Origin of the sequence: Streptomyces scabiei 87.22 (assembly GCF_000091305.1) — a bacterium.
In the GTDB taxonomy this organism is placed as follows: domain Bacteria; phylum Actinomycetota; class Actinomycetes; order Streptomycetales; family Streptomycetaceae; genus Streptomyces; species Streptomyces scabiei.
On sequence record NC_013929.1, the window covers coordinates 7,643,484 to 7,657,756 of the forward strand.

The window sequence follows — 14,273 nt, forward strand, 5'->3', positions numbered from 1 at the left end:
GGAAAAGGAATGCCGGAACAGGGCAACCAAGACCGGAACTTGGGAGTCGGTGTACCTGTGCGGGAAAGCCGGTCCGTCGAAACCGGAAAAACGCCCAAGACGCCAAGAAGCGGTAATGCACGGCAGTAAGCGGAATGAACGTTGACGCGTTCGACCACCGGGGAGGGGTTCACTCAATGGCGGCGCAGTTCGGTTTGAGGCTCCGCAAGGGGGCGGCCACGACCGCCCTGGCCGCGGCCACGGTGGCGGCGCTCGCCGCCTCCCAGGCCCCGGGGGTGACCACCGACAACTCGGGCAGACAGACCATGGGTTCGCCCTCGCCGGAGATGAGCACCCAGGCCGACGAGACCGCCACGGGCAACTCGCAGTACTACACCGACCTCCCGCCCCTGGACAGCCCCACCCCGACCACGGAACCGGGTGGCGACCCGGATGCGGCCGGCGCCGGCGAGAGCGGGATACCGGCGACCGTCCTCGACGCCTACAAGAAGGCCGAGGCGGCCCTGCGGGAGTCCAAGCCCGGCTGCAACCTGCCCTGGCAGCTCCTCGCCGCCATCGGCAAGGTGGAGTCCGGTCAGGCCGGTGGCGGCCGTGTCGACGCCGAGGGCACCACGATCGGCAAGAAGATCCTCGGCCCTCCGCTCAACGGCAACGGCTTCGCCAACATCAGCGACACCGACAACGGCGTGCACGACGACGACACCACGCACGACCGCGCGGTCGGCCCCATGCAGTTCATCCCGTCCACCTGGAAGTGGGCGGGCCGCGACGGCAACGCCGACGGCGTCGAGGACCCCAACAACGTCTACGACGCCGCCCTCGCCGCCGGCCACTACCTGTGCCGCTTCGACTGGGACCTGTCGAACGCCGCGAACCTGCGCAGCGCGATCCTCAGCTACAACAACTCGACGGAGTACTACAAGACCGTCATGTCGTGGCTGTCGCACTACCGCAAGGGCACCCACGAGATCCCGGACGGCACCGGCTCCCTGCCCCAGACCCCGAGCAGCCCCGGCACCGGCAACAACACCGGCGGCACCGGGAACGGCAGAGGCACCGGCGGCATCACGCCGACACCCAAGCCCACCCCGCCCAAGCCCGGTAAGCCGGGCCAGCCGGGCAAGCCGGGCAAGCCCAAGCCCGGCCAGCCGGGCGGCGGCGGCACCACCCCGCCCCCGCCGAGCACCAACCCGCCCACCAAGCCGGGCACCCCCACCGACTCGGTCCACCACCTGGAGAACGCGGGCGCGGCGAGCCTGACCGCCATGGCCGGCGACACCTTCACCGGCAAGCTCGCCGCCCGCACGGAGACCAAGGCGGGCAAGGCCGTGGCGAAGGTCCGGGTCCGCTTCACCGTCGTCGGCGACACGGACACCACCTTCACCGGCGGCGAGAAGGTCGCGACCGTTCTCACCGACAGCACGGGCAAGGCCACCGCACCCGCGCTCGTGGCCGGCGAGAAGACCGGCGACGTCACGATCCGCGCCACCGTCGTGGGCCGCACCGTGCCGGCCCTGAACCGCACGGCCACCGTCACCGCCCGCGCGGCGGACGCCCTCGCCCGCGTCGGCACCACCGCGCTGACCTGCGTGCCGGGCGGGGAGTTCGCGGAGCGGATCGCGGTGAAGGCCACCTACCGGGGCGAGATCGCGGACAAGGTCGCCGCCCGGGCGACCCTCGTCACCTCGCTCGTCGACGCCACCGAGAACGACAAGGGCCCCTACTTCAAGGACGCGGCCGAAAAGCCCGTGCGCACCTTCGCCCTGGAGACCGACAAGGACGGCGTCCTCAAGCTCCCGAGGCTGTACGCGGACGACGCCACCGGCACGTTCCTGCTCCGCATCGAGACCGAGGGCGGCGCGACCCTCACCCTCGAACTGACGGTGCAGGCGCCCGCCGGGACGTCCGCGCCGACCGAGCCGGACGAGCCGACCGAACCGGCTGAGCCCGCGACGCCGAGCGCCGGCGAGTCCTGAGCCCTACGGCCGTCCCGCGGCCACGACGGCGGCGCCCCTCCTGCCGGAGGGGCGCCGCCGTCGTTGTGTGTGCAACGTGTTCTCATCTCGCCCGGCCGTTGCTACCGTGCCGGACCTGACGAAGCATCAGTTTCCTTCGCCGTCAGGCTCTGTTCGTCAGGCCCTGTTCGTCAGGCCCTGTTCGTCTGGCCGTATCAGTCAGGCCGTAGTCGGGAGGTCCGTATGCGCGCCCTGATCGCCGCCGCCACCGGTCTCGTCCTCGCCTTCGCCCTGGTGTTCACGGTCACCGTGCTGGGCTCACCGACGGGCGAGACCTCACCGAAGCCGTTGCTGACGACGGTCCCCGCACATCCGTAGCCGCACGCCCACGGCCGCACGGCCGAGGGCGGCCGCACGCCCGCAACCGCCTGGGAGGGAGGCCGAGATGCGTCGTAGGGCCGGTCTGATCCTGCTCGCGCTCGCCGTGTTCTTCACCGCTCTGTCCCCGCTGACGCGCTGGTACGCCTTCCCGCGCCTGGCCAAGATCCCGGCGAACCAGTACCAGGACATGGTCCTGGAGGCGAAGGACGCCACCCTCCTCGACTACGCCACCATGACGGCCCGCACGGTCCCGAAGGTCACCATCGTGCAGACCCTCAAGGGCGATGTGGAGGCGTCCGAGGAGATCGAGAAGCACACCGACCGGGACGTCGTCGTCTGGGACGGCCTGTCGTACGTCCAGGGTCCCGACGGCGAGATGGTCTCCCGCATCCCCGAGCGCTACATCTTCGACGCCCACACCCAGGAACCCGTGCACGCCAAGGGCGAGTCGGTCGACGGCGACCCCGTGAAACGGGAGGGCCTGGAATTCAAGTGGCCCTTCCTCACGGAGAAGAGGGACTACGAGTACTTCGACGCCCAGGCCCGGATCACCGCCCCCATCCACTACAAGGGCACCCAGGACTTCCGGGGCGTCGAGGTCTACTACTTCGAGCAGACCGTCCCCTGGACCCGGGTCCCCTTCCCCCGGACCATGCCCGTGAAGGGCATCACCCGGGAGACCGTCGCCCAGACGGGCACGACCCGCTGGTACACCACGGTCCGCAAGTTCTGGGTGGAACCCGTCACCGGCGCCCCCGTCTACGGCGAGGAGATCCACAAGGAGGAACTCCGCGGCGGCACCCTCCTGGGCGACCGCGAGAAGGTGACCGCCTTCGCCGGGCACGTGAAGATGCGCGAGGACTACATCGAGCACACCGTCGACCTGGTGACGTCCCAGCGCCGGATCGTCCTCCTCATGACCTCCTACCTGCCCTGGGGCTTCCTCGGCCTCGGCATCGCCCTCCTCGCCCTCTCCCTGTGGGTCGAGGCCCGCGGCCGCCGGCCCGGCGCGGCCGAGTCCAGCAGGCCCCCGGCGCCCGCACCGGTCAACGCCTGAGCCGCGCGTTCGTGTACCGGGTGGGCTCGGCCGTCGCCGGGTCCTCCGGCCACGGGTGCCGGGGATACCGCCCGCGCAACTCCGCCCGCACCGCCCGGTACCCGTCCTTCCAGAAGGACGCGAGATCGGCGGTGACGGCGGCGGGCCGCCCGGCGGGGGACAGCAGATGCACCAGCACGGGCACCCCCGCCAGCACGGGCGACTCCCGCAGCCCGAACATCTCCTGCAGCTTCACCGCCAGCACCGGCTGCTCGGGCCGCGCGTAGTCGACCCGGATCCGGGACCCGCTCGGCACCTCGATCCGCTCGGGCGCCAGCTCCTCCAGCCGTACGGCGTCCCCCGTGGCCCACGGCAGCAGCCGTTTCAGCGCCTCCCCGGCGTCGATCCGCCCCAGGTCCGCCCGCCGCCGGGCCCGGCCCAGCTCCGGCTCCAGCCACTCCTCCGCGCGCGCGTACAGAGCGGTGTCGGACACCTCGGGCCAGGGCGCGCCGAGCCGCGCGTGCAGAAACGCCAGCCGCTCCCGCAGCCGGGTACCGTCCTGCGACCACCGCAGCAGCCCGAACCCCTCGACCCGCAACCCTTCCAGCAACGCCTCCCGTACGAGCCCGGGGGCCGGCTCCCGCAACGGCCGCACCGCCAGCTCCACGGCCCCCAGCCGCTCCACCCGCCGGGCGACGACGTCCCCGTCCCGCCACCCGACCTCCTCGCCGCGGCCGTACAGACTCCCGGCCGCCTCCCGCGCGATCCCCTCGTCGACCGCCACACCGAGCCGCACGCGCGCGTGCCCCGCCCCCGCCGCCCGGTCGGCGACGGCCACGGCGATCCAGGGCGCCCCGCGCAGTCCGGACCCCTCGCCCACCTCGGCCCGCGTCCCGGACACCATCAGATACGCGCCCCCGTCCTCCCGCGCCACCCGCTCCGGAAACGCCAGCGCCGCCACCACCCCCACGCCCCACTCCTCACCGGCACCAGAACCGGCACCGCCACCCGCGCCGGCCCCCGCCGCCGCTGACCCGGCAGCCGCCGCGGTCCGCAGCCGCCGCACCTCCGTGCGCCAGCGGGCCGCGTAGGCGTCGCCCCCGCGCCGGGCGGTCCGCAGCGCCCCGCCGAGGTCGTCGCCGTACGCGCGCGGGGGCTCCTCGCTCAGCAGCGCGACGACCTCGGCGGCCCGCTCCGCCCCCACCAGCGGTGCCGCGTCCAGGAGCGCACGGGCCAGCCGGGGGTGCAGGCCGAGCCGGGACATACGGGCGCCCCGTTCCGTGGCGTGCCCGGCGGGGGAGACCGCGCCGATCGCGGAGAGGACGTTCCGGGCCGCCGCCATCGCCCCGCCCGGCGGCGGGTCCAGCAGCGCGAGCCCGGAGGCGTCCGGATCGCCCCAGCATGCCGCCTGGAGGGCGAACGCGGTCAGGTCGGCCACCTTGATCTCCGGGGCGGGGAAGCGGGGCAGACGGCCGTCCTCGGCCTCCGTCCAGCAGCGGTAGACGGCGCCGGGGGCCTCGCGGCCGGCCCGTCCGGCCCGCTGCCGGCCGGCCGCCCGTGAGGCCCGTACCGTCGTCAGCGAGCCGATCCCGCGCGCGTGGTCGACGCGCGGCTCCCGCGCGAGCCCGGAGTCGACGACCACCCGCACCCCGGGCACGGTCAGCGAGGACTCGGCCACCGAGGTCGCGAGGACCACCCGGCGCCCGTTCCCGCCCGCCAGCACCGCGTCCTGCACGGCCGCCGGTGCCCGCCCGTGCACCTGGAGCACCTCGACGTCACCGAGGTCCCCCAACTGCCCGGCCACCCGCGCGATCTCCCCCACCCCCGGAAGGAAACAGAGCACATCGCCCTCCCGCTCGGCCAGCGCCCGCCGCACCACCGACGCCACGTGCGTCAGCGCCGCCGGGTCCACCCGCATCCCGTGCGGCGGCCGCACCGGCCGCGACGGCGGCGCCCACACCACCTCGACGGGGTGGGAGACGCCCTCCGCCGCGACCACCGGCGCCCCGCCCAGCAGCCGGGCCCAGCCCTGCGCGTCCGTCGTCGCCGACGCGGCCACCAGCCGCAGCCCGGGCCGCAGCGCCGCACGCACGTCGAGCAGGAACGCCGCCGCCGTGTCCGCGTCCAGATGCCGCTCATGGCACTCGTCGAGCACCACCACGTCGACGCCCGGCAACTCCTGGTCCCGCTGCAGCCGTTGCAGCAGGACCCCGGTCGTGACGACCTCCACGCGCGCGTCCCGCCCGACGACCCGCTCGCCGCGCACGGTGTAGCCGACGCGCGCGCCGACCTCCTCGCCCAGCAGCCAGGCCATCCGCCGCGCCGCCGCCCGCGCGGCGATCCGCCGCGGCTCGGCGACGACCACCCGCCGTACCGGGCCGCCGTCCAGCAGCCCCGCCAGGGCCAGGGGCACCAGCGTCGTCTTGCCGGTGCCGGGCGGTGCGACCAGCACCGCCGTTCCGTGCCCGGCCAGGGCCTCGTCCAGCGCGGGCAGGGCGTCGCGCACGGGCAGCGCGTCCAGGGCGTCGTAACGGATCACGCCCCCAGTGTCGTACGCCCCCGGAACGCGGCCCCCCGGCCTCGCCTCAGTCCCGCTCGCACACGAAGATCGCCGACCCCGGGATCAGGTTCCCGCGCAGCGGGGACCAGCCGCCCCACTCGGAGGTGTTCCAGGCGGGCCACTCCGGCTCGACCAGGTCGACCAGCCTGAGGTCCGCCGCCACGACGTCCCTGACCCGGTCGCCGACCGTCCGGTGGTGCTCGACGTACACGGCCCGGCCGCTCTCGTCCTGTTCGACGTAGGGAGTGCGGTCGAAGTAGGAGCCGGAGACGGACAGGCCCTCGGGGCCGGGCTCGTCGGGGAACGCCCATCGGATCGGATGGGTCACCGAGAAGACGAAGCGGCCGCCGGGGCGCAGCACGCGGCGGACCTCCCGCAGCACGCGCACGGGGTCGGCGACGAAGGGCAGCGCCCCGTACGCCGAGCACGCCAGGTCGAAGGAGCCGTCCGCGAAGGGCAGATCGCCGGCGTCGGCGCACACCAGCGGGAACGGTCCGCCGATGCGCAGGGCGTGCTGGAGCTGACGGTGGGAGAGGTCCAGGGCGACCGGGCGGGCCCCCTGGGCGGCCAGCCAGCGCGAGCACTGCGCGGCGCCGGCCCCGATCTCCAGGACGTCCTTGCCCTTCAGGTCCTCGGGCGGCCCGAGCAGCTCCGCCTCCACCTCGTCGAGCCCCTCCGGGCCCCACACGAAGCGGTCGTCGCCCAGGAAGGTGCCGTGCTCGATCTGGTACTCGTCGGCGTTGCGGTCCCACCAGCCCCGGTTGGCCCGGGAACTCTCGGTCACGCCGGCCTCGCGCCGGGTGGCCTCCGCCTCGTCGGCCCCGGATGCGCCGGGGGCCCCGTGGACCTCGGGGGTTTCGTGGACTTCGGGCTCTTGGATGATCGGCTCCCTCGTCGTACTCTTCCGTAACCCGCGTGGCGCGACCGGCTCCGGTGGTGTCACGGAAGGGGTCCCCCAGGCCTGCGTGGCCTCAGGGGACATGATTTGTGCCGGGATTGCGGCGTTCCGCCCCGGGTGTGCGCCTTCGCGCATTGACCCTGCCTGGCTGCCCCCGTATGCTACAAGTTGCGCTGCGGGCCTGCGCACCTCAGACGTAGCAGGCTGCGCTCGCATCTGTCGTATGTCCCCTCGGTTGTCGAGGCGCCATCGGATTTCCGTGGCGCTTCCTAGGCTGTCCGGCTTCTTCAGAGCGATACGGGCTCCCGGCGTAGCAGTACCTACGACTCACTGTCCGTACCGGAGCCCTTTCCCACATGACGAGCAGCACCGAGACCACCTCTACCACCCCGCAGGTAGCGGTCAACGACATCGGTAACGAGGAAGCCTTCCTCGCCGCGATCGACGAGACGATCAAGTACTTCAACGACGGCGACATCGTCGACGGCGTCATCGTGAAGGTCGACCGGGACGAGGTCCTGCTCGACATCGGTTACAAGACCGAAGGTGTCATCCCGAGCCGCGAGCTCTCGATCAAGCACGACGTCGACCCGAACGAGGTCGTCAAGGTCGGCGACGAGATCGAAGCCCTTGTTCTCCAGAAGGAGGACAAGGAAGGCCGCCTGATCCTCTCGAAGAAGCGCGCCCAGTACGAGCGCGCCTGGGGCACCATCGAGAAGATCAAGGAAGAGGACGGCATCGTCACCGGTACCGTCATCGAGGTCGTCAAGGGTGGTCTCATCCTCGACATCGGCCTCCGTGGCTTCCTGCCGGCCTCCCTCGTCGAGATGCGCCGCGTCCGCGACCTCCAGCCCTACGTGGGCAAGGAGCTCGAGGCGAAGATCATCGAGCTGGACAAGAACCGCAACAACGTGGTCCTGTCCCGCCGTGCCTGGCTGGAGCAGACCCAGTCCGAGGTCCGCCAGACGTTCCTCACGACCCTCCAGAAGGGTCAGGTCCGTTCCGGCGTCGTCTCCTCGATCGTCAACTTCGGTGCCTTCGTGGACCTGGGTGGCGTCGACGGTCTGGTCCACGTCTCCGAGCTGTCCTGGAAGCACATCGACCACCCCTCCGAGGTCGTCGAGGTCGGCCAGGAGGTCACGGTCGAGGTCCTCGACGTCGACATGGACCGCGAGCGCGTCTCCCTGTCGCTGAAGGCGACCCAGGAAGACCCGTGGCAGCAGTTCGCCCGGACCCACCAGATCGGGCAGGTCGTGCCCGGTAAGGTCACGAAGCTCGTTCCGTTCGGTGCGTTCGTGCGCGTCGACGAGGGCATCGAGGGTCTGGTCCACATCTCCGAGCTGGCCGAGCGCCACGTGGAGATCCCGGAGCAGGTCGTCCAGGTCAACGACGAGATCTTCGTCAAGGTCATCGACATCGACCTCGAGCGTCGTCGCATCAGCCTCTCGCTGAAGCAGGCCAACGAGTCCTTCGGTTCCGACCCGGCCTCGGTCGAGTTCGACCCGACGCTCTACGGCATGGCCGCGTCGTACGACGACCAGGGCAACTACATCTACCCCGAGGGCTTCGACCCCGAGACCAACGACTGGCTCGAGGGCTTCGAGTCCCAGCGTGAGGTGTGGGAGGGCCAGTACGCCGAGGCGCAGCAGCGCTTCGAGCAGCACCAGGCCCAGGTCATCAAGTCCCGCGAGGCCGACGAGGCCGCTGCCGCCGAGGGCGGCGACGCCGCGGGTGCGGCTCCGGCCGCGGGTGGTGGCTCGTACTCCTCCGAGGGTGCGGACACCTCCGGTGCCCTCGCCTCGGACGAGGCCCTGGCCGCGCTGCGCGAGAAGCTGGCCGGCGGCCAGAGCTGAACGCACGCACGGCTGAGCGCTAGCCGATAGCACGTCGGGCCCGCGTCCATCAGGACGCGGGCCCGACGTGCGTTCCCGGGCGGCTCCGGCTCCGGCCCCCGATTCCGCCGCCGCTTCCGCACCGGGCCTCAACCCCACTGTCACCTCCGAGACTTGCCGCCGGGAACACCCGAACTCCCCTCCTGGCGGGGCACTCCGCATGCGTGGAACGGCCGGGGGGAATGCCCCGCCCCCGATCCGCGTTGAGGAGAAGGAACACGAGGAGGAGCGGTCACAGTGCTTGATCCGCAGGGTTTGTACGCATGGGAGCCGAAGGGCCTGGCCGTCGTCGACGTGGCGCTCGCCCAGGAGTCGGCGGGACTGGTCATGCTCTACCACTTCGACGGATACATCGACGCGGGTGAGACGGGCGATCAGATCGTCGAACGGCTCCTCGGCTCGTTGCCCCACCAGGTGGTGGCGCGCTTCGACCACGACCGGCTCGTGGACTACCGGGCCCGCCGCCCGCTGCTGACGTTCAAGCGCGACCGCTGGACCGAGTACGAGGAGCCGTCCCTGGAGGTGCGGCTCGTGCAGGACGCCACCGGAGCGCCCTTCCTGCTGCTGTCCGGCCCCGAGCCGGATGTGGAGTGGGAGCGTTTCGCGGCCGCCGTCCAGCAGATCGTGGAGCGGCTCGGCGTACGCCTGTCGGTGAACTTCCACGGCATCCCCATGGGCGTGCCGCACACCCGTCCGGTCGGCCTCACCCCGCACGGCAACCGGGCCGAACTGGTCCCCGGCCACCGCAGCCCCTTCGAGGAGGCCCAGGTGCCCGGCAGCGCCGAGGCCCTCGTCGAGTACCGCCTCATGGAGGCCGGGCACGACGTGCTGGGTGTCGCCGCGCACGTCCCCCACTACATCGCCCGCTCGCCCTACCCGGACGCGGCGCTGACCGTCCTGGAGGCCGTCACGGCCGCCACCGGCCTGGTGCTCCCCTCCGTCGCGCACGCCCTGCGCACGGAGGCCCACCGCACCCAGACGGAGATCGACCGGCAGATCCGGGAGGGCGACGAGGAACTGGTCGCCCTCGTCCAGGGCCTGGAGCACCAGTACGATGCCGCCGCGGGTGCCGAGACGCGGGGCAACATGCTCGCCGAGCCCGTCGACATCCCGTCCGCCGACGAGATCGGGCGCGAGTTCGAGAAGTTCCTGGCCGAGCGGGAGGGCGAGGGCTGAGCCCCCGCCGGCCCGGGTCGGCCTCGGCTCCGCCGGCGGCAGGGCCTAAGCTGCCGGGCATGCTGAAAGTGGGTCTCACCGGCGGTATCGGCGCCGGCAAGAGCGAGGTGTCGCGGCTGCTCGTGGAGTGCGGCGCCGTGCTGATCGACGCGGACCGCATCGCGCGTGAGGTCGTCGCACCGGGCACCCCCGGCCTCGCGGCGGTCGTCGAGACCTTCGGCGAGGACGTGCTCGCGCCGGACGGCACCCTGGACCGCCCGAAGCTGGGTTCCCTCGTCTTCGCGGACCCGGAGAAGCTCGCCGCGCTGAACGCGATCGTGCACCCCCTGGTCGGTGCCCGCTCCGGAGAGCTGGAGGAGTCCGCCGCCGGGGACTCCGTCGTCGTCCACGACGTCCCCCTGCTCGCCGAGAACGGCCTCGCCCCGCTGTACGACCTGGTCGTCGTCGTGGACGTGGCCCCCGAGACCCAGCTCGACCGTCTCCTGCGGCTGCGCGGGATGACGCAGGAGGACGCACGCGCGCGCATGGCCGCCCAGGCGACCCGCGAGAAGCGTCTGGAGATCGCCGACATCGTCATCGACAACGACGTCCCCCTGGACGCACTCCGGCGGCGGGTGCGCGAGGTCTGGGCGGATCTCACCCGGCGGGCCCACCCGGCCGGGGAACGATCCGAACACACACAGGAATAGCCGGGTCCCGGGGCGCGTTGAACCCGTCCTGCAAGGGAAGGACTCAGCCGTGCCCGAGACCAGCGGTTCCACCGGACGTACCCCGGAGACGCACGTCATCGACTTCCGCGCCGCCGAGCACCTGCTCGCCGCGCGCGATCCGCGGGGTGCGGTCAAGCTGCTCGACCGTGTCATAGCCGAGCACCCCGAGAACACGGCGGCCCGGCTCCTGCGCGCCCGCGCGTTCTTCGCGGCCGCCCAACTGCGGCCCGCCGAACTGGAGTTCACCATCGTCCTGGAGCGCGAGCCGGACAACGCGTTCGCGCACTTCGCGCTCGCCCGCACCTACGAGCGCCAGGCCCGCGACGACGAGGCCAAGCGTCACTTCCGGCTCGCCGCGGCCCTCGACCCCAACCCCCAGTACCTGGAAGCCGCCCGCTTCGACTCCTGACGACCGGGCCCGTCGCCGCACTCCGGCGCGCGCTGTCGTCTAGGGACGGCCGGGCGGCCGCGGTGGCTCGTAGGGCGGGACGTCGCGGCCCGGCTGGTAGTGCGGGCCCTGACGGATGTGACGCAGGACCACGGCCAGGTCGACGGTGACGATCAGCCACAGCACCCCGCAGGCGGCGGCCCAGCCGGGGCGGCCGGCCAGAGCGAAGGCGGCCGTCCCCGCGACCGACCAGACCAGCCCCCAGACACTCAGCCAGAACCGCATCCGCAGAGGACTGCGCGCTGTCACGGGTTCACTGCCGGTACGCATCGGATCGACGCTCCGTCCTCGTCGTTCCCTCCCTCGTCCTACTCGGAAACGTACTCCCCGCCCCGTACGTTCTCCAGGGGACCGAGGCGGTGCGACGGGGGAGACGACGGTGTTGCTGGACGCGGTGCGGGCGGACGAGAGGCTCGCCGACTGGCTGAACGGCCTGGAGGAGGACGCGAGCCTCCCGGCGACGGAGGCCCGGGTGCCGGACGCCGACGACCTGCCGGACGTGCTGGTGGACCTCGCCGTGCCCTACGAGGACATCAACGACCTGGTCGCGCTGCGCGGCGCATTGGCCGCCGACGAGGGCGCCACCTGGCTGCTCGGGCGGTGCGCCGACGGACTCGTGCGGGACATGGGGAGGATCGGCAAGGGCCCCAGACTCCTGCCGTTGCCCCAGGACTCCGGCCCGCTCGGCCGCTACTTCCACGTCTACGTCTTCGTCGCGGCCCTGCCGTACGTGCGCGCCTACCACCGTGAGCGCGGTATCCCCGACGACATCTCCCGGCGCACCCTCGCGGACCTCGGCCGCGGCCTGGTGCTGCACCGCCGACGGTACGGGGTGGGCGGGCTCGTGGCACCGGGCTGGTACTCGCTGCACTTCCACGGGGAGCTGTTCCAGCTCGGCCGGCTGCAGTACCAGCGCTCCCGTGCGAGCGGACGGGAGGGCGTCGCGCTGGCGGCGGCGGGCCTGCCGCTGGGCCCCGGGGACCCGTGCGTCGACCTGCACGTCCCCGACTACGCCGGACCCCTGACCCCGCGGGCGATCGACCGTTCGCTGGCGTCCGCCCGGGAGTTCCTCGCACGGTACTTCCCCCGGGAGCGCTACACGGCGGGCTGCTGCCACTCCTGGCTCCTCGACCCGCAGCTGAAGCGGTACCTGCCCGCGGACGCCAACATCGTCCGGTTCCAGGAGCGGTTCAAGGTCTCCTGCGGCACCGGCGAACCCGAGGACGACCTGCCGGTCCGCTTCGTGTTCGGGGACCCGGAGCTGCCGGTGGAGGCCCTGCCCCGCCGGACGACCCTCGAACGGGCCGTGGCCGATCATCTGCGGGCGGGCGGTCACTGGTACAGCGGGCACGGCTGGTTCGCCTGGTAGACCCGGGTCACCCATGTTCACCCCATCGGGTGAAGCGTGACAGGAACGGCCCGAGTCCGCCCGGCCGTTGGACGGATATGAACACACGCATGCGTGAGGGACACGAGGGCACCGGACCCGGCGCGATCACCCCGGACGGCTGCGCGGTCGAGCTGTACACGCGGCTGCCGGTGGGGGACGAGCCGGACGTGATCGCGGGCGTCGCGCCCGCGGGCGCGCGCATTCTCGAACTGGGCTGCGGCGTGGGCCGTATGACCCACCCCCTGATCGAGCGGGGGTTCACCGTCACGGCCGTCGACGAGTCGGCGCAGATGCTGGAGCGGGTGCGCGGGGCCCGCACGATATGCGGCCCGATCGAGGAACTGGACCTGGGCGAGAAGTTCGACGTGGTGCTGCTCGCGTCGTTCCTCGTCCACACCGGGGACCCGGAGGTCCGGCGGGGGTTGCTCGCGACCTGTCTGCGGCATGTCGAGGACGACGGCTTCGTACTGATCCAGCGCGAGGGGGAGGACTACCACACGAACGTGCCCCGAGAGCGGGTCGATCCCCGGGGCTTCACCGTCCGTGTGGTCTCGGCCGAACCGGTCGGGGACGGGGTCGACTCGGTGTTCGTGGAGTATCTCTTCCCGGACGGGGAGTGGACCCAGACGTTCCGGGCGCGGCCGCTGACCGAGGAGCAGTTCGAGGAGGCGCTGGCGGAGGCGGGACTGCGGGTCGAGCGGTATCCGACGCAGGACCGGACGTGGGCGAAGGCGGTGCCGGCCGTGCCCGCGGGGTGAGGGCGGGCGCGGGGCCCGGCGTAATCTCCCGCGGGCGGCGATGAGTTCGGGGCGGAGGCCCGGTCTACCTCTGCGACAGCACCCCGAACCGCTTCCCCTCCCCAGGAGATCCCATGTCCGAGACCACCGCTCCCGCCGCCGGCACCACAGGCCCCGCACCCTCCGCCGGCACGCGAGGCACCGCACGCGGCAGGGCCGCACGCGTCTCGCTGCGCGCACTGCAGATCGCGCTCGCGCTGTTCTACGCGGGCGCGAGCGCGCTGCCGAAGCTGATCGCCCACCCGTCGGCCGTTGAGTCCTTCGACACGCTCGGGTGGGGCAGCGCGGGCATGTACACCATCGGCGCGCTGATGGTGGGCGCGTTCATCGCCCAGATCACCGCCTTCGACGGGGAGTACGCGGCGACCCCGCTCATCCTGATGGTCCCGCTCGCCCTGATCGCCTGGACGCGCCGCCGGGACGTGGCGGGGCCGGCGCAGTGGCTGCGCCGGCCGAGCCGGGACGTGTGAGAGGCGCGGCCCGGCGGCGATCCGGGTGGTCTACGTCGGGCGGCGGTGACGGTCGGCGTTCGCGGCCTCGGCCAGCCCCCGGAGGCGTTCGAGGTCACGGCGGTCGCGCTTGGTGGGGCGGCCGGTTCCCCGGTCGCGCAGGCCCGCCGGGGCGACGGCCTCGCGGGGCGGGGGAGGCGGGGAGTTGTCGACGTAGCACTCGGCGGCGACGGGCGCCCCGACCCGCTTGCGGATCAGACGCCGCACGACGACGACCCGCTCGTGCCCCCCGGCCTCGCGCAGCCGCACCTCGTCGCCGACCCGCAGCGCGTGGGCGGGCTTGACACGTTCGCCGTTGACACGGACGTGCCCGCCGCGGCAGGCGGTGGCGCCCGTCGAGCGGGTCTTGACCAGACGGACCGACCAGATCCAGCTGTCCACGCGCACGGTCTCGCCGCTCGCCGGACCGGCGGCCCGGGCGGCCTCGGCCGCCGTGGACGCCGCCCCCGGCCCGGGGACGCCGCCGCCCGCGGTGTCCGGACCGCTCGTCCGCTCCTCCGTACCTTCAGAAGCCATGCCCC

Annotated in this window: 14 protein-coding genes; 10 read left to right on the top strand and 4 right to left on the bottom strand. The window is 72.8% G+C overall.

Annotation, left to right across the window (positions count from 1 at the left end; all coding sequences use genetic code 11):
• Nucleotides 1-176 precede the first annotated feature (176 nt).
• The 3 genes from SCAB_RS32980 to SCAB_RS32985 all read left to right on the top strand — a co-directional run bounded on the left by SCAB_RS32980 (nt 177) and on the right by SCAB_RS32985 (nt 3,393).
• Nucleotides 177-1,976, top strand: coding sequence for a lytic transglycosylase domain-containing protein (locus SCAB_RS32980; RefSeq protein WP_041669941.1), 1,800 nt, complete (start codon nt 177-179; stop codon nt 1,974-1,976).
• Nucleotides 1,977-2,198: 222 nt separating this feature from the next.
• Complete coding sequence (locus SCAB_RS46655; protein ID WP_013004447.1) at nt 2,199-2,333, top strand: SPW_0924 family protein; 135 nt, start codon at nt 2,199-2,201, stop codon at nt 2,331-2,333.
• Between the two features lie 67 nt (nt 2,334-2,400).
• Nucleotides 2,401-3,393, top strand: a complete 993-nt coding sequence (locus SCAB_RS32985) for a DUF3068 domain-containing protein (RefSeq protein ID WP_013004448.1) — start codon at nt 2,401-2,403, stop codon at nt 3,391-3,393.
• Here SCAB_RS32985 and hrpB read toward each other — a convergent pair.
• A complete protein-coding gene (gene hrpB, locus SCAB_RS32990) occupies nt 3,383-5,911 on the bottom strand; it encodes an ATP-dependent helicase HrpB (RefSeq protein WP_013004449.1) in 2,529 nt (842 codons plus the stop codon). The two genes, SCAB_RS32985 and hrpB, sit on opposite strands and share 11 nt — an antisense overlap.
• Nucleotides 5,912-5,957: 46 nt before the next feature.
• Nucleotides 5,958-6,914 carry a class I SAM-dependent methyltransferase gene (locus tag SCAB_RS32995; protein WP_397962042.1) on the bottom strand — a complete coding sequence of 319 codons (957 nt, stop codon included), beginning with the start codon at nt 6,912-6,914 and terminating at the stop codon, nt 5,958-5,960.
• 272 nt (nt 6,915-7,186) lie between these two features.
• Here SCAB_RS32995 and rpsA point away from each other — a divergent pair, with 272 nt between their 5' ends.
• The 4 genes from rpsA (at nt 7,187) to SCAB_RS33015 (ending at nt 11,017) form a co-directional block, all read left to right on the top strand.
• Nucleotides 7,187-8,683: a 30S ribosomal protein S1 gene (gene rpsA, locus SCAB_RS33000; protein WP_013004451.1), complete on the top strand. Its 1,497-nt coding sequence runs from the start codon at nt 7,187-7,189 to the stop codon at nt 8,681-8,683.
• Nucleotides 8,684-8,959: 276 nt separating this feature from the next.
• Entirely contained in the window at nt 8,960-9,898 is a 939-nt protein-coding gene (locus SCAB_RS33005; protein ID WP_013004452.1) for a PAC2 family protein, read from the top strand.
• Between the two features lie 59 nt (nt 9,899-9,957).
• The gene (gene coaE / locus SCAB_RS33010; protein WP_013004453.1) at nt 9,958-10,587 is read left to right on the top strand and encodes a dephospho-CoA kinase; all 630 of its coding nucleotides are present in this window, start codon (nt 9,958-9,960) and stop codon (nt 10,585-10,587) included.
• Between the two features lie 49 nt (nt 10,588-10,636).
• On the top strand, nt 10,637-11,017 hold the full coding sequence (locus SCAB_RS33015; protein ID WP_013004454.1) for a tetratricopeptide repeat protein: 381 nt from the start codon (nt 10,637-10,639) through the stop codon (nt 11,015-11,017).
• Between the two features lie 39 nt (nt 11,018-11,056).
• Here the strand turns inward: SCAB_RS33015 and SCAB_RS33020 are convergent, their stop codons facing one another.
• Nucleotides 11,057-11,326, bottom strand: a complete 270-nt coding sequence (locus tag SCAB_RS33020; protein WP_013004455.1) for a DUF6343 family protein — start codon at nt 11,324-11,326, stop codon at nt 11,057-11,059.
• A 109-nt stretch (nt 11,327-11,435) separates the two neighbouring features.
• Between SCAB_RS33020 and SCAB_RS33025 the strand changes: the two genes are divergently transcribed.
• The 3 genes from SCAB_RS33025 to SCAB_RS33035 all read left to right on the top strand — a co-directional run bounded on the left by SCAB_RS33025 (nt 11,436) and on the right by SCAB_RS33035 (nt 13,713).
• Nucleotides 11,436-12,425, top strand: a complete 990-nt coding sequence (locus SCAB_RS33025; protein WP_013004456.1) for an acyltransferase domain-containing protein — start codon at nt 11,436-11,438, stop codon at nt 12,423-12,425.
• 89 nt (nt 12,426-12,514) lie between these two features.
• Complete coding sequence (locus SCAB_RS33030; RefSeq protein ID WP_013004457.1) at nt 12,515-13,204, top strand: class I SAM-dependent methyltransferase; 690 nt, start codon at nt 12,515-12,517, stop codon at nt 13,202-13,204.
• A gap of 113 nt (nt 13,205-13,317) precedes the next feature.
• Nucleotides 13,318-13,713 (top strand): hypothetical protein, encoded by a 396-nt coding sequence (locus tag SCAB_RS33035; RefSeq protein WP_013004458.1) that lies wholly within the window; start codon nt 13,318-13,320, stop codon nt 13,711-13,713.
• A 30-nt stretch (nt 13,714-13,743) separates the two neighbouring features.
• Here SCAB_RS33035 and SCAB_RS33040 read toward each other — a convergent pair whose 3' ends face one another.
• A complete protein-coding gene (locus SCAB_RS33040) occupies nt 13,744-14,268 on the bottom strand; it encodes an RNA-binding S4 domain-containing protein (RefSeq protein WP_013004459.1) in 525 nt (174 codons plus the stop codon).
• Nucleotides 14,269-14,273 lie beyond the last annotated feature (5 nt).